The sequence below is a fragment of the Gracilibacillus oryzae genome (assembly GCF_009498735.1).
Taxonomy (GTDB): Bacteria; Bacillota; Bacilli; order Bacillales; family Amphibacillaceae; genus Gracilibacillus; species Gracilibacillus oryzae.
Window position 1 is genome coordinate 228,136 of record NZ_ML762428.1, and the last position, 19,987, is coordinate 248,122.

At 39.2% G+C, this 19,987-nt stretch carries 20 protein-coding genes and 1 pseudogene; 14 read left to right on the forward strand and 7 right to left on the reverse strand.

What is annotated here, in order from left to right; translation table 11 throughout:
• The first annotated feature begins 35 nt into the window (after nt 1–35).
• The 5 genes from F9U64_RS09175 (at nt 36) to pilO (ending at nt 3,341) form a co-directional block, all read left to right on the forward strand.
• Entirely contained in the window at nt 36–416 is a 381-nt protein-coding gene (locus tag F9U64_RS09175; protein ID WP_153402711.1) for a competence type IV pilus major pilin ComGC, read from the forward strand.
• Between the two features lie 86 nt (nt 417–502).
• Nucleotides 503–1,258 (forward strand): prepilin peptidase, encoded by a 756-nt coding sequence (locus tag F9U64_RS09180; protein ID WP_153402712.1) that lies wholly within the window; start codon nt 503–505, stop codon nt 1,256–1,258.
• 11 nt (nt 1,259–1,269) lie between these two features.
• Entirely contained in the window at nt 1,270–2,181 is a 912-nt protein-coding gene (gene pilM, locus F9U64_RS09185) for a type IV pilus biogenesis protein PilM (protein ID WP_153402713.1), read from the forward strand.
• A gap of 45 nt (nt 2,182–2,226) precedes the next feature.
• Complete coding sequence (locus F9U64_RS09190; RefSeq protein WP_153402714.1) at nt 2,227–2,760, forward strand: PilN domain-containing protein; 534 nt, start codon at nt 2,227–2,229, stop codon at nt 2,758–2,760.
• On the forward strand, nt 2,757–3,341 hold the full coding sequence (gene pilO / locus F9U64_RS09195; protein ID WP_153402715.1) for a type 4a pilus biogenesis protein PilO: 585 nt from the start codon (nt 2,757–2,759) through the stop codon (nt 3,339–3,341). The genes F9U64_RS09190 and pilO overlap by 4 nt, the downstream gene beginning before the upstream one ends.
• Nucleotides 3,342–3,387: 46 nt before the next feature.
• Here the strand turns inward: pilO and F9U64_RS09200 are convergent, their stop codons facing one another.
• The 3 genes from F9U64_RS09200 to F9U64_RS09210 all read right to left on the reverse strand — a co-directional run bounded on the left by F9U64_RS09200 (nt 3,388) and on the right by F9U64_RS09210 (nt 7,017).
• Nucleotides 3,388–5,274 (reverse strand): PTS fructose transporter subunit IIABC, encoded by a 1,887-nt coding sequence (locus F9U64_RS09200; RefSeq protein ID WP_153402716.1) that lies wholly within the window; start codon nt 5,272–5,274, stop codon nt 3,388–3,390.
• Nucleotides 5,275–5,347: 73 nt separating this feature from the next.
• Nucleotides 5,348–6,265, reverse strand: a complete 918-nt coding sequence (gene pfkB / locus F9U64_RS09205) for a 1-phosphofructokinase (RefSeq protein ID WP_153402717.1) — start codon at nt 6,263–6,265, stop codon at nt 5,348–5,350.
• Nucleotides 6,262–7,017 (reverse strand): DeoR/GlpR family DNA-binding transcription regulator, encoded by a 756-nt coding sequence (locus tag F9U64_RS09210; RefSeq protein WP_153402745.1) that lies wholly within the window; start codon nt 7,015–7,017, stop codon nt 6,262–6,264. Before F9U64_RS09210 ends, pfkB begins: the two co-directional genes overlap by 4 nt.
• Nucleotides 7,018–7,196: 179 nt before the next feature.
• On the opposite strand from F9U64_RS09210, the gene F9U64_RS09215 reads away from it, so the two are divergent.
• Nucleotides 7,197–8,549: a hypothetical protein gene (locus tag F9U64_RS09215; RefSeq protein WP_153402718.1), complete on the forward strand. Its 1,353-nt coding sequence runs from the start codon at nt 7,197–7,199 to the stop codon at nt 8,547–8,549.
• Between the two features lie 42 nt (nt 8,550–8,591).
• Here F9U64_RS09215 and F9U64_RS09220 read toward each other — a convergent pair whose 3' ends face one another.
• A complete protein-coding gene (locus tag F9U64_RS09220) occupies nt 8,592–9,506 on the reverse strand; it encodes a LysR family transcriptional regulator (protein ID WP_194287320.1) in 915 nt (304 codons plus the stop codon).
• 164 nt (nt 9,507–9,670) lie between these two features.
• On the opposite strand from F9U64_RS09220, the gene F9U64_RS09225 reads away from it, so the two are divergent.
• From F9U64_RS09225 to F9U64_RS09240, 4 genes are all read left to right on the forward strand, one after another.
• A complete protein-coding gene (locus F9U64_RS09225) occupies nt 9,671–10,696 on the forward strand; it encodes an extracellular solute-binding protein (RefSeq protein WP_153402720.1) in 1,026 nt (341 codons plus the stop codon).
• A 115-nt stretch (nt 10,697–10,811) separates the two neighbouring features.
• On the forward strand, nt 10,812–12,572 hold the full coding sequence (locus F9U64_RS09230) for an ABC transporter permease (protein WP_228275642.1): 1,761 nt from the start codon (nt 10,812–10,814) through the stop codon (nt 12,570–12,572).
• Nucleotides 12,535–13,602, forward strand: coding sequence for an ABC transporter ATP-binding protein (locus F9U64_RS09235; protein ID WP_153402721.1), 1,068 nt, complete (start codon nt 12,535–12,537; stop codon nt 13,600–13,602). Before F9U64_RS09230 ends, F9U64_RS09235 begins: the two co-directional genes overlap by 38 nt.
• A 28-nt stretch (nt 13,603–13,630) precedes the next feature.
• On the forward strand, nt 13,631–14,242 hold the full coding sequence (locus F9U64_RS09240) for a metallophosphoesterase (protein ID WP_194287321.1): 612 nt from the start codon (nt 13,631–13,633) through the stop codon (nt 14,240–14,242).
• 50 nt (nt 14,243–14,292) lie between these two features.
• Here F9U64_RS09240 and F9U64_RS09245 read toward each other — a convergent pair whose 3' ends face one another.
• On the reverse strand, nt 14,293–15,291 hold the full coding sequence (locus F9U64_RS09245; protein ID WP_153402723.1) for an iron-hydroxamate ABC transporter substrate-binding protein: 999 nt from the start codon (nt 15,289–15,291) through the stop codon (nt 14,293–14,295).
• Nucleotides 15,292–15,432: 141 nt separating this feature from the next.
• On the opposite strand from F9U64_RS09245, the gene F9U64_RS09250 reads away from it, so the two are divergent.
• The 3 genes from F9U64_RS09250 to F9U64_RS09260 are packed head-to-tail and all read left to right on the forward strand — an operon-like array spanning nt 15,433 to nt 18,009.
• Nucleotides 15,433–16,488, forward strand: coding sequence for a FecCD family ABC transporter permease (locus F9U64_RS09250; RefSeq protein WP_407647308.1), 1,056 nt, complete (start codon nt 15,433–15,435; stop codon nt 16,486–16,488).
• Complete coding sequence (locus F9U64_RS09255) at nt 16,488–17,483, forward strand: FecCD family ABC transporter permease (protein ID WP_153402725.1); 996 nt, start codon at nt 16,488–16,490, stop codon at nt 17,481–17,483. The genes F9U64_RS09250 and F9U64_RS09255 overlap by 1 nt, the downstream gene beginning before the upstream one ends.
• Before the next feature lie 52 nt (nt 17,484–17,535).
• Complete coding sequence (locus F9U64_RS09260) at nt 17,536–18,009, forward strand: DinB family protein (protein WP_153402726.1); 474 nt, start codon at nt 17,536–17,538, stop codon at nt 18,007–18,009.
• A gap of 41 nt (nt 18,010–18,050) precedes the next feature.
• Here F9U64_RS09260 and queF read toward each other — a convergent pair.
• Nucleotides 18,051–18,458 (reverse strand): annotated as a pseudogene (gene queF, locus F9U64_RS09265) (preQ(1) synthase).
• A gap of 222 nt (nt 18,459–18,680) precedes the next feature.
• Between queF and F9U64_RS09270 the strand changes: the two are divergent.
• Nucleotides 18,681–19,538, forward strand: a complete 858-nt coding sequence (locus F9U64_RS09270; RefSeq protein WP_153402727.1) for a DegV family protein — start codon at nt 18,681–18,683, stop codon at nt 19,536–19,538.
• Nucleotides 19,539–19,584: 46 nt separating this feature from the next.
• Here the strand turns inward: F9U64_RS09270 and F9U64_RS22935 are convergent.
• Nucleotides 19,585–19,987: aminotransferase class V-fold PLP-dependent enzyme (locus tag F9U64_RS22935; RefSeq protein ID WP_228275643.1), on the reverse strand; the 403-nt coding region annotated here is incomplete at its 5' end.

Here is a 19,987-nt window from a genome sequence, read left to right on the forward strand (position 1 = left end):
TTTTTTATGGAAAAAATTAAAAAGGAGGAATAGAAATGACTCAAAAATTAAAGAAAATGTTTCGCAATGAAAAAGGTTTTACACTAGTTGAGCTTCTTGCAGTTATCGTGATTTTAGGTATTATCGTTGCAATTGCTGTACCGGCGATTGGAGGAATTATTGATAAGGCTGAAACTGATTCTGATGAAGCAGAAGATGAATTAGTGCTAGATGCAGCAAGATTAGCTGAGGTTAATGGAGAATTCACTGGTACTTCAATGACAGAGTGGGACTTAGTTAGCAAGGGTTATTTAGAGCAACGATCAGGTGATGAGGATCAGCTCTCTGAAAGCAATACAGGAGATACCATTTATAAGCACAGTGACGGAACATTCTCATTTGAAGAATCGACTGGTTCCGGAACACCGGAAAGTTAATATATTCAGTTAATCTATATTAATCAAAATAACACCCAAACGAGATCCCTTCCACACCCGGGATCTCTATATATTAGGAGCGAAAAATGGAATTATATTATCAAATTATCTTTTTTATCTTCGGTATTGTATTCGGCTCTTTTTATAATGTTGTAGGGATTCGGGTACCAGAGAACAAATTATTCGAGTCAGAGCGCTCAGTGTGTCCTGTTTGTCAGAAAACACTGCATTGGTATGAGTTAGTTCCTGTTCTTTCATATATTATTCAATCAGGCAAATGCAGAGGCTGTCAGACTAAAATATCTAAGATCTATCCAACGATGGAACTGCTGACTGGTGTTCTTTTTACAATCAGTTATTCCCTTTATGGATTTAATTTAGAGCTAATCGTTGCACTGGCCTTGTCATCTTTAGCTGTCATATTGATTGTGACAGATTTACGCTATATGCTTTTACCTAATAAAATACTACTCTTTTTCCTTCCGATTTTTATCATCTTACGCATATTTCTCCCATTAGATCCTTGGTGGTCTTCCATATTAGGAGCTTTTATCGGCTTTGCTCTCATTACTCTCATTATCGTAATAAGTAAAGGTGGAATGGGCGGTGGGGATATGAAGCTGTTCGCCTTATTGGGTATAGTTCTCGGCTTTCAGGGTATATTGCTTACTTTTCTATTATCAACATTGCTTGGGACAGTTGTTTCCATTCTATTAATCGCTTTAAAGAAAATAAATCGAAAGAGTTCAGTCCCGTTCGGCCCATATATATGTGCAGGGGCATTAATTACTTACTTCTATGGTCATGATATCATTAATTGGTATATTACTTCATTTTTCTAAGGATGGTCTAAATGAGCTTATTTAAGAAAGAACGCATTAATCTAATCTTTCAGCAAAAATCAATCAGATATATTGTAAAATCTGGTGCCAACACTTTCGATTCCGGTGAGATTGCACTAGAGTCAGGGATTATTGATGATGGAGTGATTATGGAACCAGACAAACTGGCAACACTACTTAAAAATCTGGTACAGGAAAAGAAATGGAAAAAGAGACCTGTTGCTGTTTGTGTCCCAGATACCTTTGTAACACTTCGGGAAGAAAAGGTTCCAAAACAATTAAACGATGAAGAGATAAAAAAGTATATCTTATTAGAATTAAAAGGAAATATCCGTCTTCCCTTCCAGGATCCTATCATTGATTTTGAATCATTGGAAGAAGAAGGAGAGCAGCAACGGATTATCCTTTTTGCCTATCCAAAAGAGAAATTACAGCCGTACATCGACATACTGGAACAAGCTGAGTTAAAAATAACGATTGCTGATGTTTCCTTTTTATCAATGTACCGTGTCGTTCATGAGCTGGGACTTGCGAACCCAGAACAGCATCAATTAATGATCCAATGGGGAAAATCGAGCTTAGTATTAACGGTATTCTATCAGGATATTCCTGTATTTAACCGTCACATTCATCTTCAGACTGCTATGCAGCAGGAAGAGAATGAAATGTCAAATGAACAGATACTGGACGTCATCGAAGATCAATTGTTGACTATCGACCGATTTATGGATTTTTACCGCTATTCTGTTATGAATGATGAAGCTCAAGTTACAGAAGTGATACTATCAGGGGATAATCCAAACCAAAAACTGATATATGACGTATTGGTAAATCGGTTAAATCTTTCTGTACATCTGCTTACATCAGGTCATTCCATCCCTTTTCAATATGCTGATGTATATGGTTTAACTCTTAGAAATTAACATTCTGAAAATGCACTTATTTTACTATATTAAGGGGATTTCATCATGATTGAGATTAACTTTGCCGAGAAGAAAAAAGTGGATATGTCACCCTATTTAATTATTGCTATTTCGTTACTCTTAATTGCAGCGGGTTTGATAACTCTACTCCTCTACCAGTCAAGTATGGATAAGAGGTTTGAACAGTTAGAACAAAAGAAACTGACAAACGATGCGGTTATAGCAGAACTTGATCAGTTTATTGTAACAAAACAGCAAATTCAAACATTGGAAAATCAGATTGAGCAGTTAGATGCTTCTATTTTTCCTTCTCTGTATTTACTTGACAATATCCAGTCAAATACACCTGAAGGCACGTATATCGCTAATTACCAATTCTCCATTACAGATGGAGTGACGGTAATATTACAAGGAACAACAATGGAGCAGGCTGCACAGTTCAGCAATAACCTTAATCAGGAACGATTTGTCGACAATTTGCAATTACTGCAGTTAGAGAAGCTCAATAATGGTTATGTTGCTACATTTTCATTTCAAACCTTAAAAGATTACTTATTGGAAGAAGCTGATACAAGATGACACTAAAATGGTCTCACAGGAAAACATTGATATTAATTGCAAGTTTACTAATCATTATTTCTCTGGCTGCTCTGAGTTACTACCGCTGGATTTATCCAACGCAACAGACACTGGACCAGCTGCAGGCAGAGATAGATCAGCAAAATCGTTTAATCCAGACAGTGGAAGAGCAGAAACAGCAGTTAAATGCAGAAATAGATCAGGCAGAGCAGTTACAGGCACAGCTTCCATTGCACAAGGATATAAGCAATCTGATCCAACAGCTGGAAACAATTGAACAGGAAACAAGCACATCCATTGTTTCCATTACAACAAATCAAGCAGAGCAATTAGAAGACAACACGGCTGCCGAAATAGCAGAAAGCCAATATGTGATCAGCTTGGCTGCAGATAGTTATGATAATGCAAATCGATTTCTGCAACAATTAACCCAATTGGAACGCATTGTAGAAATAAACCAGGTTGAATATGCACAAAGCAGTCCAACTTCTAATTTAATCGCAACTATTGGTATCACAACATTTTTCCAGCCAAATCTGACAAACCTATCACTTTCACGTGATCAAACAGAAACAGAATAAGAAAAAGCTACCTTGCTTTCAACACAAGGTAGCTTTTTTTGATTTATTATTTTTTGTCAATTGGCTTTTTCCAGAAACCGATCATCAATGCTGAGACAATCGCACCAATCAGAATAGCTAGCAGATACATAAACCAGCTTCCTTCAACTGTTGGTATGACGAATATCCCTCCATGAGGTGCTGGCAAACCGATGTTAAATAGTAAAGCCAGTCCACCGGCAATTGCTGAACCTACTGTCATTGATGGAATAACTCTTCCTGGGTCTGCTGCAGCAAACGGTATCGCTCCTTCGGTAATAAAGAATAAACCTAAGGCATAGTTTGTTTTTCCTGCATCTTGTTCTTCCCTGGTAAATTTATTGCGGAAGAAAGTTGTTGCGATAGCTAATGCTAATGGCGGCACCATACCACCTGCCATTACAGCAGCGTGTGGGCCAAAGTTTCCTGCTTCAATCATGGCAATACCAAATGTAAAGGCAGTTTTATTAATTGGACCACCCATATCGATTGCCATCATACCACCAAGGATAAGACCTAACAATAAGGCATTTGTGCCAGTGAAACCGCCAAGCCAGTTTTCTAAACCAGTCATAATAGCGGCAATTGGTTCGATAATCACATAATACATTAACAATCCTGTTACAAATACACTGATTACTGGATAAAATAAAATCGTTTTAATACCATCAAATGCTTTTGGCATACCTGATAATAACTTTTTCACAAGGACGACAACATAACCGCCTAAGAAACCGGCAATTAAGCCACCAAGGAAACCTGCTCCACCCATTGATGCCATGAAACCACCAATCATTGCTGGTGCAAAACCTGGACGATCAGCAATACTCATCCCGATAAATCCGGCAAGAACAGCCACCATTAATCCAAACGCATAATCGCCACCGATCGCTTTTAATGCTGCGGCAAATTCGTTATATGACGCATGATCCGGCTCTGCAGAATGAATACCGAAGAAGAACGAGATCGCAATTAATACCCCGCCACCAACAACAAATGGAAGCATGTTGGAAACACCATTCATCAAGTGTTTATAAAAACCGGAACGTGCACCGCCGCCAGAGCTTGCAGCTGAACCACTGCCGTCTCCTTCATAAACAGGAGCGTCACCTTTTACAGCTGATTCAATCAGCTCTTTCGGTTTACGGATTCCGTCTGTTACACCTCTTCGTAATACTTTCTTGCCTGCAAAACGCTCCATTTCCACTTTCGTATCTGCAGTGATAATGATCGCTGTTGCATTCGCAATTTCTTCATCTGTTAAACGGTTCTTTACACCATCTGAACCGTTTGTTTCTACTTTAATCGATACTCCCAGCTGTTTTGCTGTATCTTTTAAGGAATCTGCAGCCATATAAGTGTGCGCAATTCCGGTTGGACAACCAGTTACAGCTAGAACTTCCGGGCCGGATGTCTGTGCACTTGCTTCTGCTACTGCCTCTTCTTCTTTTCCTAGCTTTTCTCTCTCTTTTTCATCAATGATTGTTAAGATTTCACTCTCTGATGTGGCATCAAGTAATTGCTTACGGAAATCTTCGTCAATCAGTAATGTGGATAATCTCGATAATGTTTGCAGGTGATCATTATTTGCACCTTCACTTGCTGCGATCATAAAGAATAAGTGTGCAGGTTGTGCATCCAGTGATTCATAATCCACCCCTTGCTTAGAGCGAGCAAATGCAATCGATGGAATTTTAACAGCACTTGTTTTTGCGTGGGGAATAGCTACACTCTCACCAATACCTGTACTGCTTTGATTCTCTCGATCCCAAATTGCCTGTTGAAATGCTTCTTTATCGTTTAATCTTCCTGCATCAGCTAATTTCTGTGCCATTTCTTTAATGACATCATCTTTAGAAGCTGCTTCAAGATCTAAAATCATAATATCTTGTTTTAATAAATCTGTTATATTCATAGCCCCTCAGCCTTTCTTTTATATGTGTGCAGAACTTGTTAATGCTACACTTAGAGCTTTTGCTTCGTTCTGTTTATAATTTTGTAATCTCTACTTCTTTTAGTAAGTTTTCTGCTTCTTCTTTTGTACATAAAGTTTTGGAAAAAGCTGTGGCACTGCCTGAAGCAACAGCGTATTTTGCTGATTCTTCTGCATTTTTTGTTTCTTGCCACTTATAAATAAATCCTGCTACAGCAGAGTCTCCTGCGCCTACAGAGTTAATAGCCTTGCCTACTGGTGCACTTAGCTTAAACACACCAGATGCGCCAACATAAATTGCTCCTTCTTTCGCCATGGAAACAAGGACATGATCAATCTTATTCTCTTGATGCAGGCGTTTTGCAAGCATGATAATATCTTCATCTGTGTTGACTTCTTCTCCGAAAAGGTCTGCTAATTCGTGATTATTCGGCTTAATAAAAGCTGGACCTGCTTTTATTGCTTCCTTCAATGCAGCACCACTTGTATCCAGAATTACGGATATCCCCTGCTTGTTTAACATTGTTGTTAATGTCTGATAAGTGTTCTGTGGAAGGGAGCTTGGCAAACTTCCTGCTAAAACAACCATATCTCCTTGGGAAAGCCCTTGTAGTTTCTCGATAAATTGGTTGTAAGCTTGCTCTGAAATCAATGGTGACTTACCATTAACCTCTGTTTCCTCACTGCCTGACTTTAATTTAACATTGATTCTTGTATCTTCTTCCAAGGATACAAAATTATGCGGTATGTTAACTTCTGTTAAATAATCGGTGATAAATTTACCGGTAAAACCACCAACAAACCCGAGTGCTGTTGATGTCCCACCAAAGCGGTCCAGAACTCGTGATACGTTAATGCCTTTTCCGCCAGCTTCTTTATAATCCGATTTACTTCTGTTTATTGTATCTTGCTCAAAATTTTCAACTTGTACAACATAGTCTACTGCTGGATTTAATGTAACAGTATAAATCATTGTGTGATCACCTCCAAAGTAGTAATTCCTGTGATGTTTTCTTGTTGCTCGGCCGAGATACCATCTGTCGTTATGATGGTGGCAGCATCAATATCCGCTACATTAGCAAAAGAGACTTCACCAAACTTAGTTGGATCAGCGAGCACATAGCAAGTCTGTGATTGCCTCATCGCAGCCTGTTTCACATCCGCTTCTTCCGGATCAGGTGTTGTCAATCCTTGCAAGGAATGAACTCCATTAATCCCGAGAAAGCACTTATCAAAGCGGTATTCTTTGATGGTTTCTACAGCCTTGGTGCCAATTAAGGCTGCTGTACCTTTTTTCGCTTTTCCTGCGATTACATATGTTTCTATTTCATATTCAATTAATAGCTGCACATGTGGTATCCCATTTGTAACAACTACTACAGATTTATCTGCTAAATGCGGTATCATTTGGAGTGTCGATGTTCCTGCATCAATATAGATGGAATCTCCATCTTCAACAAATGAAGCAGCTTGTTTTGCAATCAGTTCTTTTTCACGTTGATTCTGTGTCGTTTTTTCGAGTATTGTTGGCTCTTCTCTTTTCTTTTTTAAAAGGGATGCCCCGCCATGAACTCTTTTAATTAGCTGCTGGTTCTCTAATTCGGTTAAATCGCGGCGAATAGTTGATTCAGAAGCTCCTGTCATCTTACACATTTGATGTACAGAAACAATCTCTTTTTCCTTTAACAAAGATAAAATAACTTCCTGCCGTTCCAATGTAAGCATTTCCATAACCCTCGACTTCTTTTAATCGCTTCCACAGATTTTACAACCATTTTCAATCAATGTCAATCATTTTCGCTCAAATATGGTTAATTTCAGTCAATTCCGATCACTTACTTTCATGTATTCTTTTGAAAAAATCTGCTATCATAGATGTATCGGCAAAGAAAGAAGGGTTAGGCTTGAAGTACAGTTACATTTTTTTCACCATTGTTTTCTTACTGCATATTGCTAACGTGTTATTACCAAGTGATTCCTTACAATATGTATTAGGAATCTTAGCATTCCTCATGCTCGTTTTAAGCATTGGTTATGCATCAAATTTATTTAAGATTTTAGGAACAGTGTTTTCGGCAGCGGGACTTATTTTTTTCTTCACAACAGATTTGAATATTTCCGATGTTGTTCCAATGCTTGCCAATAATTTATCATTGCTTACACTTCTTGCTGTACTGCCATGGATGAACAGTGTTGTAACTGCAGGTCGATTCGATAAATTATTACAAAATTTACTGAGGGGGAATGTGAAAAACCTTGGTTCCCTTTATCAAAGAAGCACTGCTGCGATGATGTCACTGACCGCTTTCTTAAATGTATCATCAGCTACCATTGCCCACGATGTCTTGACAGATAATTTAAAACCAATTGAGAAGAAAGCTGCCAACAAGTTTATTATGATGACAACATTGCGTGGTTATTCATTGGCATTGCCATGGAGTCCATTAGAGGTATTATTAGCAATGTCTATTTTTATCACTGGAGTCAGTTATGGAGAATTGTTACCATGGATGATTCTTATCACTATTTTTATGTACTTAGTTGATAGCATGTGGGGCAGGTATTATTTCGGGAAGATTTCCTATCCACAAAAAAGTGAGAGTGAAGTTAAAAGAAAAAGTAATCATATTCGAGCAAAACTCATTCAACTAATTATTGCTTTAATCTCATTTCTCGCATTGGTCATCCTGTCAGGTAATCTATTTAACATGGAATTTATCTTTATTGTTACCATTTTAGTGGTCCCATTTGCCGCATTGTGGGCGTTTTTCATTAAACGGTGGAAGAGCTTCTGTACAATCGGATGGAATAAGTGGAGAAATAGTGTGAACAATATGCATAACTTTATTGTTTTGTTTGTTACTATGGCGTTTTTCACAGGCTGCCTGAATGAATCACCTGCTTTATTGATGATCCAGGAACCCGTTCTTTTGGTGGCTGATTATCCTATATTGATTTTGATTATGATTCAGTTATTGTTTATGATTTTAAGCATGTTTGGGGTCCATCCAGTTGCAACAATGGGGATAGTTGGCGGGATTAGTCCAATGTTAATCGACATATTAAGTCCGATGAGCTTAGCTGTTATTTTGGTTACTGCCGGCGTATCAACTGTACCTGTAGGAACATACGGCCTTGTTGTGACTATTATTTCGATGAGTTTAAGACAGAGTCCTTATCTGATCACTTTTTATAATTTACTCTATTCTATTGTGTTTGGAGCTGTCGGTATATTCATTGCTTACTGGCTGATTTAAGACGCAATGGGGATTATTTTTATATCCCCATTGCTTAATAAACTACTGTACTGATTTTGAATACTGCATTTCTAAGGAAGAAACGAGAAATTTCTTAAACTTTTCCATTAATGGTGTAAACAATTGATTTTTACGGTGAATAATATAGATGTGCCTTTCATTTTCATAGTTAGGTAATGCTTTCGCTAGAAGTTTCCCTTCTTTTATCTCTCGATTAACTGTTAATCTTGGTACGATCGATAGTCCGATATTGGAAGCAATCGCTTCTTTGATTGTCTGAATCGAACCAATCTCCATTGTTACCTTCAATTTTGCCCTGTTTTCTACCGCCCACTTATCTGTTAAAATACGGCTCACTGCTTTTTTTTCATGAAGAATAAAAGAATACCTATCAAGCTCTGATATCGTTAATGTCTCTAACTGCGACAGTGGATGGTCTGGATGCATAATAATTACCAGCTCGTCTTCCATAACCGGAATCACATTTAATTCCGATTCATGCAGCTGGCCATATGCCATTACCCCTAAATCTAACTCATAATTTTTTACCCGTTCTAGAATTGATGGTGCTTTCTTTACCATTAAGGAAACATGCACATTACTGTGTTCTTTTTGGAATTCTGCTAAATGGAATGGAAGAATATAAGAAGCTGGCGTATAACTCGCACCAAGATGAACTTTTCCCCTGTTTAAACCTTCATACTCTTTCATCAGCATTTCTGCTTCCTTCGTTAACTGAACAATCTGGTTGGCATAATGGTAAAATGCACTTCCTGCATCTGTTAAAATCCATTGTTGTGATTTTGTTTTGTTAAACAGCTGTACACCGAGCGTTTCCTGTAATCGATTGAGATGGAACGTCACTGTTGGCTGCTTTAAATCCAGCAATTCTGCTACTTTTACTAACTTCCCTAATTGTGCCGTTAATACGAATATCTTTAACTGTTGATGATTCAACCTAACCACACTCCTCCATCACTAGCTTAAAACAATATAGATAAAATCTATATACTAATTAAAAATATTTAGTATTTCTTTACCACCCCTTTACATTCTATTAACAGTAGGTCAATTAATCCTTGCTATGCTAGGAAATAGATAAAACAAGGAGGAAGATAAAAATGAAGAAAAAGATTTTAACCCTCGCATTAGGTGTGACATTACTTGCTGTTGGAGGCTGTTCTCAAGGAGAGGCAGATGCAAATACAGAAGCTTCTGAAGAGCCATTAGTTGTCTATTTGAATGATTTTGATGAAATGATTGAGCCCTTATTCGAAGAAGCTACAGGACATGATATTGAGATTGTAAGCGGAAATGGCGCTGAAGTTCAGTCACGAATTGAAGCAGAAAAAGGAAATCCAAATTGGGATGTTGTCTGGATGGATGGACAAGCTGCTTTTGCCAGGTGGGATAATGAAGGAGTCCTATTAAATGATCTTGATGTAGACAATCTGGCAAACTTAAATGAATTAGGCAAATCACTATTACCAGAATCCAAGAGTTATGTCGCTACAGGTGCACATGCTGCAAGTGTGATTGTTTATAACACAAATGAAATCTCAGCAGCAGATGCCCCAAAATCATGGAATGACTTAACAAATGCGAACTTAGAAAATCTTGTCGGCATGGCAGATCCTGCAGTTGCTGCTCCAGCTTATCCATTTGTTTCCTGGTTCTTTGAAGATTTAGGCATGGATGGTGGAAAACAATATTTCACTGACCTTTTTGCAAATGGTGCGAAAGTGTATCCTAAAAATCCTAACATTGCAGAAGCATTATTAAATGGAGATATTCAAGCGGCCGCATTACAAGAATCAAATGCTTATGGTTTAAAGGCAAAGGGAGAACCGATTGAAGTAGTCTGGCCGGAAGAGGGCGCTCCCGCTTCTGTAAGGTATTTAGGTATTAATAAAGAATCAGAGAAAGTAGAAATAGCCAAAGAATTTATTAATTTCTTATTAGAAAAAGAGACACAAACGGAAATGGTTGCAGCAGGTTCAGAAGGATACTTCAGCCCTACTGTTACTGGTGTAGAAGACTTAGCTGACAGACCGGAAAATGCGAAGCTGTTAATCTCTGATGCTGCATTGGCTGCAGAAAACGAAGCAGAAGTGAAAGAGTGGTTCGCTGATCAATCAGTAGAATAAAGTGAGACTTTGATCAGTGGATGTTCCAGACTTTAGTGCTGTGAAAATTTCCCCTAAAGAATAGCTTAGCTGTAAAAACGCTAAGCTTTTCGATTTCCAGAAAGGAGGTCTTTAAATGAAAGCCTTTATGCACAGATATTTATCACCAAACAGTATAAGCGGTTGGATTGTCACCATTGTATTAACTATCTTAATACTTGTCCCGCTGATGGCTGTTTTAATGCAAATTTTCTTCCCTGGCCTGTTCTTTGGTGATAACCAATTCGCCGGTTGGGAAATACTTTTTCAAATTTTCGAAAGAAAGCTATGGTCTGTTTCGCTGATTAATTCATTAACCCTTGCAACAGGTACAGCAATATTAGGAACAATCTTAGGCGGAGCATTGGCAATTCTCCGATCTTCAAGGTCTTTCAAAACGGCTGTTGCGCTTGATTTTGCTGCATGGGCACTTTTAATCTTACCATCATTTATTCTTGCCCAAGGCTGGATATTATTCGCCAGTGGAAAAGGGATTGCAAATCAATTATTTTCGGTAACATGGATAACAGATCTTGTATTCCAACCGTTTGGCTTGATTATGATTATGACATTGTGTAAATTCTCTTATACTTATCTTGCAGTTACGGCAGCACTTGAATGGAATGTGAAAAGATACGGGGAGGCTGCAAGATTATGCGGTGCCTCCAATTGGACAACATTCTGGACGATACATACACCATTACTGATCCCTGCATTTTTGTCCGGCGCTGCACTTATTTTCATGGATACAATTGGAGACTTTGGCTTACCAGCATCACTAGCTGCTGTTTACAGCTTTCCAACCCTTCCATATTCCATCTATACCGCTTTATATACAGCACCTATCCGTTTCGATATGGCTGGGGTTCTCTCTTTATATTTAGTCGGAATTATTTTTATTGCCATGCTGTTTCAAATGTGGGTACTCAAAAAAGGGAAATTTGATTTTATGAATGAACGTGCTGAACGCCAAGTGGCGAAAAAGAGTCGGTACAGTTTTCTTTATACTTTGGTAAATATAGGTTTCCTGTTAATTGCGTTAGGGATTCCCATTGGCAGTAATCTTCTCGTATCATTTATGAAAACCATTGGGAACGGTATTTCGATCGGCAATTTCACTCTAGAACATTACAGAATACTATTTCAATTGGATTCCACAATGCTTGAAGGGTTATCAAATTCATTGCTAATCGCTGGAATAGCCGCAGTAATTGGTATGATTATTGGCTTTTTCATCGGATATGTTCTCATTTTCACAAATTTCCGGTTAAGCCCGTTAGTTGATTCCCTTTCGATCATATCCTTAGCTGTACCTGGCGTCGTACTCGGGATTGGTTATATATTTGTCTGGAATCAACCATGGCTTGAACCGCTGGGATTACAGCTTTATGGTACGCCTTGGATTTTAATTTTAGCCAGTGTAGCGGGGGCAATCCCAATTGCGGCAAGATTAATGATCAGTTCCATGACAAAAATCCCACAAAGTCTGCTGTCTGCAGCTGCCCTTCAAGGCGCTTCCTTTAAGGAACGTATCTTAACTATATTGATACCATTAATAAGAGCATCATTACTAACTGCTGGCTTAACTGCTTTCGGGACAAGTGTGTTTGATCTCGCTGTTTCAACCATATTGTTTCCACCTGGTTTTATGACATTGCCTGTTGCTATTAATCAGGCTTTTGATGACCTGGAATATGGTTATGCAACAGCGGCAACCATCTTTAGTGGCACATTTGTCGTGCTTGTTATTATGGGATTACGCTGGATGATCGAAAAATGGTTTAACAGGAAACAGACATCAAAAGGAGAGATGAAAGAGCATGTCATTACAGGTTCAGAACATATCGAAGAATTATAAAGAGTTTTTTGCACTGAATAATGTTTCATTCTCTATCGATTCAGGGGAAATTATTAGTATCCTTGGACCATCTGGCTGTGGAAAATCAACCCTGCTTCAATTAATAGCTGGATTGCAACAACCTGATCAGGGGAAGATCATTTTAGAAAATCAGACAATCTCAGATTCTTCCTATCTCCTTCCACCTGAGAAACGGCCAATCAACATGGTGTTCCAGGATTATGCTTTATGGCCGCATATGGATGTGAGAAAAAATGTGTTCTATGGAATGAGGAAAAATGAAAAAAGTAGAAAAGAGAAAGAAGAACTGGCCTCTTCCTTGTTTACACTCCTTCATTTAGAGGGACTTGAAGAGAAGTATCCTGCACAATTATCCGGCGGTCAGCAACAGCGGGTGGCAATTGCCCGTGCTTTGGCAACAGAGCCTGCCCTTTTACTTCTAGATGAGCCATTATCTAATTTAGATATGCAGCTAAGACATGAAATGAGAAATGAACTTTCCTATCTATTAAGACGCTTGAGAACTACTGTTTTACACGTGACTCATGATCCGCTTGAAGCATATGCGTTAGCAGACCGGATTCTTGTATTAAGAGATGGGAAGATTGAACAGTTCGATACGCCTGAACAGGTCAGAGAGAATCCTGCATCACTCTGGGTAGCAGGACTGCTGGGTTTAAATAACCGCTTAGACGGCATAATAAATAAGATAGAAGATGCTGGAAGATATACCGTTATGGTTGGTGATAATACCATTATTGGCTTTGGAGACCTGCTGCAAACAAACAATGTTACCATAATTATCGACTCAGAAGAAATTAAAGTCGTACAAGGAAAAGCAGCAAATACAGGTGTGAACACTGTTGATGGAAAAGTAATGTACTCCGTTTATGAAGGAAAAAAGTGGAGATTAAATATAGAAACAAGTGGAGGTATTCTTCATGTCTTGCATGCTTCTCCTATTGCCAGCGGAACAGCTGTTACCCTTCTATTTCAACCAGAGGATACACTTATTTTCAGTAAAGAATAAAAAGAGATAAATGGAAGAAGGGGTTATATTGACACGAATACTAGCTATCTCAGATATTCATGGGCATGCTGATGCTTTGCATTCCCTATTGCATGCTGCACATTACAACAATAAACAGGACCTGTTAATCTTATTGGGAGATTATACTGGCAATGGGGCACACAACAGTAAAACTATTCAATATGTGAAAGATTTAGTGAATAATGGTGCCATCGCGTTGAAAGGCAATCATGAACAAAGGCTAGTAGACCAAAAAGGTATAAATGACCCGGCATATGCAAACTGGAGCAGATTTTTCTCAGAGCTACCTTATTTTTATGAGCATAATTCCTATCTTTTCGTTCATGCAGGGCTGCGTCCCGGTATACCTGTCTCAGAACAGACAGCTGATGATATGATGAACATACGCGAGTCTTTTCACCAACATCATTTTACCTCTTTAAACAAAGTAATCATTTTCGGGCATACGCCTACCTATCGACTTGGCGCCAATCTCGGCAGTATATGGGTGAATTCAGATAAGATCGGCATTGATACCGGAGCGAATCACGGGTATTTCCTTAGTTTAGTAGATCTGAGCAATCGCATTCAGTACAAAGTAAATGTCCGTGAGAATGTCCCTGCAGAAATGGCTTTTTGAATAAAAAAACCAGTGAAGAAAATCATATTCTCTTCACTGGTTTTTTATAATTATTCAACTAAGCTTTCCAATGCATCGTCAATCATTTGACTGTTTGCGATTGGTCCTGTATACAGCCAGCTTGCACCCTGACCATATTCATACACATTGCCATTCTTGACTGCAGGGATGTTTTGCCAAATTGGATCTTCTAGTACGGAAGAACCTTCACTTTGATTAATTAAGAAAATATGCTCAGCTTCTAATTGTGCTAATTTCTCGAGTGAGATTTCTGACCAGTTAGCTGTTGTTTCGGCAGAAATTTCTTTTACCACTTCTGGTGCAGTTAAGCCTAAGTCATTATACAGTAAGTCACCACTGGACAAGTTCTCACTAACTATGTAGAACGTATCTGCAAATAACCATAATGCGGCAACTGATTCATCACCTATGGCTGCCTGAATTTGTTCTTTTGCATCTGTTGCTTTTGTCTCATAATCTGCTAATACTTGTTCTGCCTTCTCTTCCATTCCGAAAATCTTGCCCATTTCTTCAAACTCAGCACGCCAGTCATTATTTTCTTCCGCTCCAATTACATAGGTTGGTGCAATTTTGTTATATTGCTGATACTTATCACCCTCCACCATTGCAGCTGAATCCATAATAATCAGATCAGGATTATGTTCCATTACAGCTTCATATGGAAGTTCACTAGGAATTGTTGGTACATCTGCCAGGGAATCCTGCAAATAGTCTTGAACATCTGATCCATCTCTTACAGACCATTGCGCGACAGGTGTGATATCAAGGGCTACTAAATAATCCTCTAAGTAAGAAGCGATCACCCGCTCCGGATTTGCCGGAATGGTCACTTCATTTCCCATTGCATCTGTTAACGTTCTTGCTTCACCTTCAGCAGCTTCCCCTTCAGAATCTGCTCCTTCCGAAGTTTCTGTATCTGTTGTTGACTCGTCATTTGATTCATTCTCCTGATTCGTTCCACAAGCTGCCAGAAGCAGTAATGACAAGAGAGCTGTAAAGATAAGCCATTTATTCAATGTATTATTCATTCTGTGTATCCTCCTAAGTACAGTAAAAGTTTAATCTAAAATTGATGATAACAATTTTCATTATCATTTACAACTATTATACCAATTGAAATACTGTCAATTTACGCAGAAATAATTTATACTATTTCGAGAATAGTTCTCATTTCTCAAAGGAGTAATAAGATGGCTGTACATAGTGCAAAACAAAAAAATTCAGATAAATCCAGGCCATTCGTTGCCAGTATGATACTGATCCTTGGTACGGTTGTCCTTATTCTGTCCATTGCCTTGTCCGTTTTATACGGTGCAGCGGATATAAATCTACAAACAATATGGCATAGCGTGACACAATTTGACCCAACACAGTCTGCTCATCAGGTGATTCGTAACTTGCGGATCCCCCGCGGGCTGGCAGCAGCTTTAATTGGGGCAGCACTGGCTGTTTCCGGTGCAATCATGCAAGGGATGACAAGAAACGCTTTAGCTTCACCTTCCATTATGGGCGTTACAGCAGGGGCTGGCTTCACAATGGCTATAGCATTGGCAATTAATCCTCAACCATCCAGCATTATGATGATGTTATCTGCATTTGTCGGGGCTGGTTTAGGTGCAGGCATTGTCTTCGGTGTCGGCACTATCTCGAAAAGCGGCCTGACTCCGGTAAAACTGGCATTAGCAGGTACCGCTGTAACAACGATGTTAAGTGCATTATCTTCCGCTTTTACGATCCATTTCAATATTGCAAAAGACTTAAGCTTCTGGTATGCAGGCGGAGTTGCCAGTGTGCAATGGGTTCATGTTCAGTTGCTTGCACCTGTTACGATCATTGGTTTAATCATCTCCCTTTTTCTTGCAAAATCGATTACCGTATTAAACCTTGGGGATGATGTTGCGAAAGGGCTTGGCCAGCAGACTGTTTTAGTAAAAGTTATTGCAATAATTGTTGTATTGATCTTAACTGGTGCAGCCGTTTCTGTAGCAGGTACAATTGGTTTTATCGGACTTGTCATTCCACATATTACAAGATTTCTTGTCGGGGTGAACTACCGCTGGATTATTCCAACGGCAGCCGTTCTTGGAGCGCTTTTATTAGTGTTGGCTGACACTGCCTCCAGAATGATCAACCCGCCATTCGAGACACCTGTTGGAACAGTCACAGCATTAGTTGGTGTGCCATTCTTCCTCTATTTAGCCAGAAAAGAAGGGAGAGGACTATAATGAAGACACAAAAAAGAAAAGCAATGTTTGTGATACTGGGATTATTTACAGCAATCATTATTACCCTTCTTATTAGTTTAAACATGGGAACAATGCGGATCTCGCCTGTTGATGTCTTTCAAACTCTTATTGGTAATGGCACGGACCAAAATCAGTTAATATTATTCGATTTTCGCTTACCGAGGATTGTCATTGCCATATTAATTGGTGCTGCAATGGCGATTTCTGGGGCTATATTGCAGGGAGTCACCCATAATGAACTGGCAGATCCCGGCATACTGGGCATTAACAGTGGAGCAGGTTTTGCTGTGGTTTTATTCCTTTATCTGACTCAGAACAGCCCTGTATCAGCAGTATTTGTCCTGCCTTTAACGGCGCTGGCAGGGGCGGTGCTTGCCGCATTTCTGATCTACAGTATTTCTTGGAAAAACGGGGTCACACCAATAAGGTTAATATTAGTTGGTATTGGTATTAATGCTGCATTTTCTGCGTTAATTATTGTCTTTCAATTGCGGATGGATCCTGATAATTTCACACAGGCGACCATCTGGCTTTCTGGAAATATCGCCAGCACAAACTGGAGTTACACACTGGCATTACTTCCATGGATTCTTATTCTTGTTCCCTTCACATTATACAAAGCAAGCACGCTTGATGCATTAAACCTTGGAGACGAGACTGCTCAAGGATTAGGGGCAGCTGTGGAAAAAGAGCGAATGATCTTACTTCTTGCAGCGGTTGCATTGGCCGGTGCAAGTGTAGCTGTAGGTGGTGCCATCGCCTTTCTCGGGCTCGTTACACCGCATTTAGCTCGAAAATTAGTCGGTGTCGGCCATCGTTATTCTTTACCGACAACAGCATTATTAGGTGCTCTCTTGTTAATTGTTGCAGATACTATTGGTAGAAATATATTATCTCCGTCTGAAATTCCAGTTGGCTTGGTTGTTTCGCTAATAGGCGGGAGTTATTTTGTATACTTATTGATGAAATCTTAATCGTTATTTGTTATGTTAATTGTGTAAACAAATTTATAAGGAGCTGGGCATTATGTATCGTAAGGTATCAGACTTTATCTATGACTGGGACAGCAGTGCAGAAGGAACAATAAAAGTATTAGAATCCATTACAGATGACAAATTGGGGCAGGCAATTGTGCCAGGACACAGTACACTTGGCTGGTTAGGCTGGCATCTGGCTACAGCTCCAGGCTTTTTTGCTGGAATGGTTGGACTTGATGTGAAGTCAAGTGATCCTGAACATATCCCGCAAACTGCTTCAGTTATTGTCGAAGCATATAAAAATATTGCAGAAGACATTCGGGCAAAGGCAGGAAAACTGACGGATGAAGATTTAAGTGAGGAAGTGGACAGCTTCGGCGCCAAAATACCACGAGGGTCTCTTTTACGGACATTAATTGATCATCAAACCCACCATCGCGGACAAATGACGGTTCTACTGCGTCAGGCAGGTTTGCCGGTACCAGGGATTATGGGTCCAACGAAAGAAGAAAGCCAGCAATAGGGAAACGAGCACTTAGTGATCAATCTAAGTGCTCGTTTACGTTATGCCTGATATTCTCTGATTGCTTCTGTTGTCAACTCAATACCGCCTCGCGCTGTCTGGAAAACAGTCACTTTTACACTGGCAGCTTCTATTGCCCACATGATATCATCAGCAATTTGTGCCGCTAATGATTCACAGAAAGCTCCATGATCACGGAATGACCATAAATAGAACTTCATTTATTTAGATTCAATACATTTATGACGCGGTGTATAGGAAATTTCCACTTTCCCGAAATCAGGCTGACCTGTTTTCGGACAAACCGCAGTAAACTCTAATGCACGAAATGTAATGTTCTGTACATTCGGTGCATCAAATGCTTCTTGTTTTAATACATTTCTTCCTTCTTCTACACTTGCGGGTCTTGGCATTGGTCCAGACCTTGGTAAATAATAATTTTCAGACATCGTATTTCCTCCCTAGTTTTGATAAAGCAGGATGGTTACGAACTGCTTTATTGTCATATGCAATTATAACTAACATAGTATAACAAAACCTTAACAAAAATGCCCATGCATGTTCCGGGCAGAATCGATAACCTATAAAGGATGAATTTCGCTATGATAAATCGCTGGAAATTATCCTGTAGTAAGGTATAGTTGAGTAAAGTATAGAAAGGTGGCAATCCAGTGAGGGAAATTATCTTAACAACAGAAAGTGGAGCAGATTTACCGAAAGCGGTTGCGGAAAAATATGCGGTTCAGGTTGTTCCCATGCACGTTATTATGGGTGGGACAGATTACTTAGATGGTTCGTTGCCTGTAGAAAAGATCTATGAATACTATGAGCAGACAAGAAAAACACCTTCCACTACAGCTACCAATGTTCACGAATACGAGAAATTCTTTAAGGAGATAAAAACTGACCACCCTGATAGTGTTATCATCCATATTGGCTATACATCGAAAGCTTCTTCCTCCTTCCAGAATGCCTTGATTGCAGTAGAAGAAATGAGTAACATTTTTTTAATTGATGCATTGAATGTTACCGGCGGACTTGCTGCCATCGTGATTTATGCTGCGAACTTGTTAGAACAGGAGCCTGCGATTTACCCAGAAGTTCTTGTGGAAAGAATTCAAGCCATCATACCAAAAACCAGGCTGGCTTTTGTTCCCGGCAGTTTGGAATTTTTGAAAGCTGGCGGAAGAGTCAGTAATCTTGCCTATCTGGGAGGGGCCTTATTAAAAGTAAAGCCTTGTATAGAATTAGTTGATGGAAAACTTGTTTCCACCAAAAAATACCGCGGCAAAATGACTGTTGTTACAGAAAAACTTATGAAGGAATACCTGAATCAATACAATCTTGATAAAAAACAGCTATATTTGATCTATTCGATTGGTTTAGATGAAAGTATTAAAGAGAAGCTGACAGACATGGCGAAGGAGAACGGATTTGAAAGTATTAACTGGATTCAAGCAGGGGCAATGATTTCGACACATGCAGGGTCCGGGGGATTTGGGGTTGCAGGAATAGAAAAAGAGGTATAAGACTGTAATTTAAAAACAGGAAGCAAACTGCTTCCTGTTCTGTCTTTTACTTATGCTCTTCTTCAAATTTCTTCATAAAATCTACTAGAGCTTCTACACCTTCTACTGGCATTGCATTATAGATACTTGCACGCATACCGCCAACAGAGCGATGTCCTTTCAATGTCTCTAAGCCCGCTTCTTTTGCTTCTTTTGCTTCTTTCACAAACTGTGCATCTAAATCTTGTCCAGGGATGATAAATGGAATATTCATAATGGAACGGCTGTCTTCCGCTACTGGTGATGCATAGAAATCAGAATGTGCGATATAGTTATATAATAAATCAGCTTTTTCTTCATTACGTTTTTGAATTGCTTTGATTCCGCCTAATTCTTTGATCCATTCAAACACAAGCTTCGCCATATAAATACCATATGTAGGCGGAGTGTTATACAATGAACCACTTTCA

Excerpts from the sequence above, each read along its gene's own strand:
- F9U64_RS09260 (WP_153402726.1), top strand. The coding sequence starts at position 17,536 with ATGTATCGTAAGGTATCAGACTTTATCTATGACTGGGACAGCAGTGCA.
- F9U64_RS09190 (WP_153402714.1), top strand. The coding sequence starts at position 2,227 with ATGATTGAGATTAACTTTGCCGAGAAGAAAAAAGTGGATATGTCACCC.
- F9U64_RS09245 (WP_153402723.1), bottom strand. The coding sequence starts at position 15,291 with ATGAATAATACATTGAATAAATGGCTTATCTTTACAGCTCTCTTGTCA.
- pfkB (WP_153402717.1), bottom strand. The coding sequence starts at position 6,265 with ATGATTTATACTGTTACATTAAATCCAGCAGTAGACTATGTTGTACAA.
- pilO (WP_153402715.1), top strand. The coding sequence starts at position 2,757 with ATGACACTAAAATGGTCTCACAGGAAAACATTGATATTAATTGCAAGT.
- F9U64_RS09180 (WP_153402712.1), top strand. The coding sequence starts at position 503 with ATGGAATTATATTATCAAATTATCTTTTTTATCTTCGGTATTGTATTC.
- F9U64_RS09255 (WP_153402725.1), top strand. The coding sequence starts at position 16,488 with ATGAAGACACAAAAAAGAAAAGCAATGTTTGTGATACTGGGATTATTT.
- F9U64_RS09230 (WP_228275642.1), top strand. The coding sequence starts at position 10,812 with ATGAAAGCCTTTATGCACAGATATTTATCACCAAACAGTATAAGCGGT.
- pilM (WP_153402713.1), top strand. The coding sequence starts at position 1,270 with ATGAGCTTATTTAAGAAAGAACGCATTAATCTAATCTTTCAGCAAAAA.
- F9U64_RS09210 (WP_153402745.1), bottom strand. The coding sequence starts at position 7,017 with ATGCTTACATTGGAACGGCAGGAAGTTATTTTATCTTTGTTAAAGGAA.
- F9U64_RS09200 (WP_153402716.1), bottom strand. The coding sequence starts at position 5,274 with ATGAATATAACAGATTTATTAAAACAAGATATTATGATTTTAGATCTT.
- F9U64_RS09225 (WP_153402720.1), top strand. The coding sequence starts at position 9,671 with ATGAAGAAAAAGATTTTAACCCTCGCATTAGGTGTGACATTACTTGCT.
- F9U64_RS09235 (WP_153402721.1), top strand. The coding sequence starts at position 12,535 with ATGTCATTACAGGTTCAGAACATATCGAAGAATTATAAAGAGTTTTTT.
- F9U64_RS09175 (WP_153402711.1), top strand. The coding sequence starts at position 36 with ATGACTCAAAAATTAAAGAAAATGTTTCGCAATGAAAAAGGTTTTACA.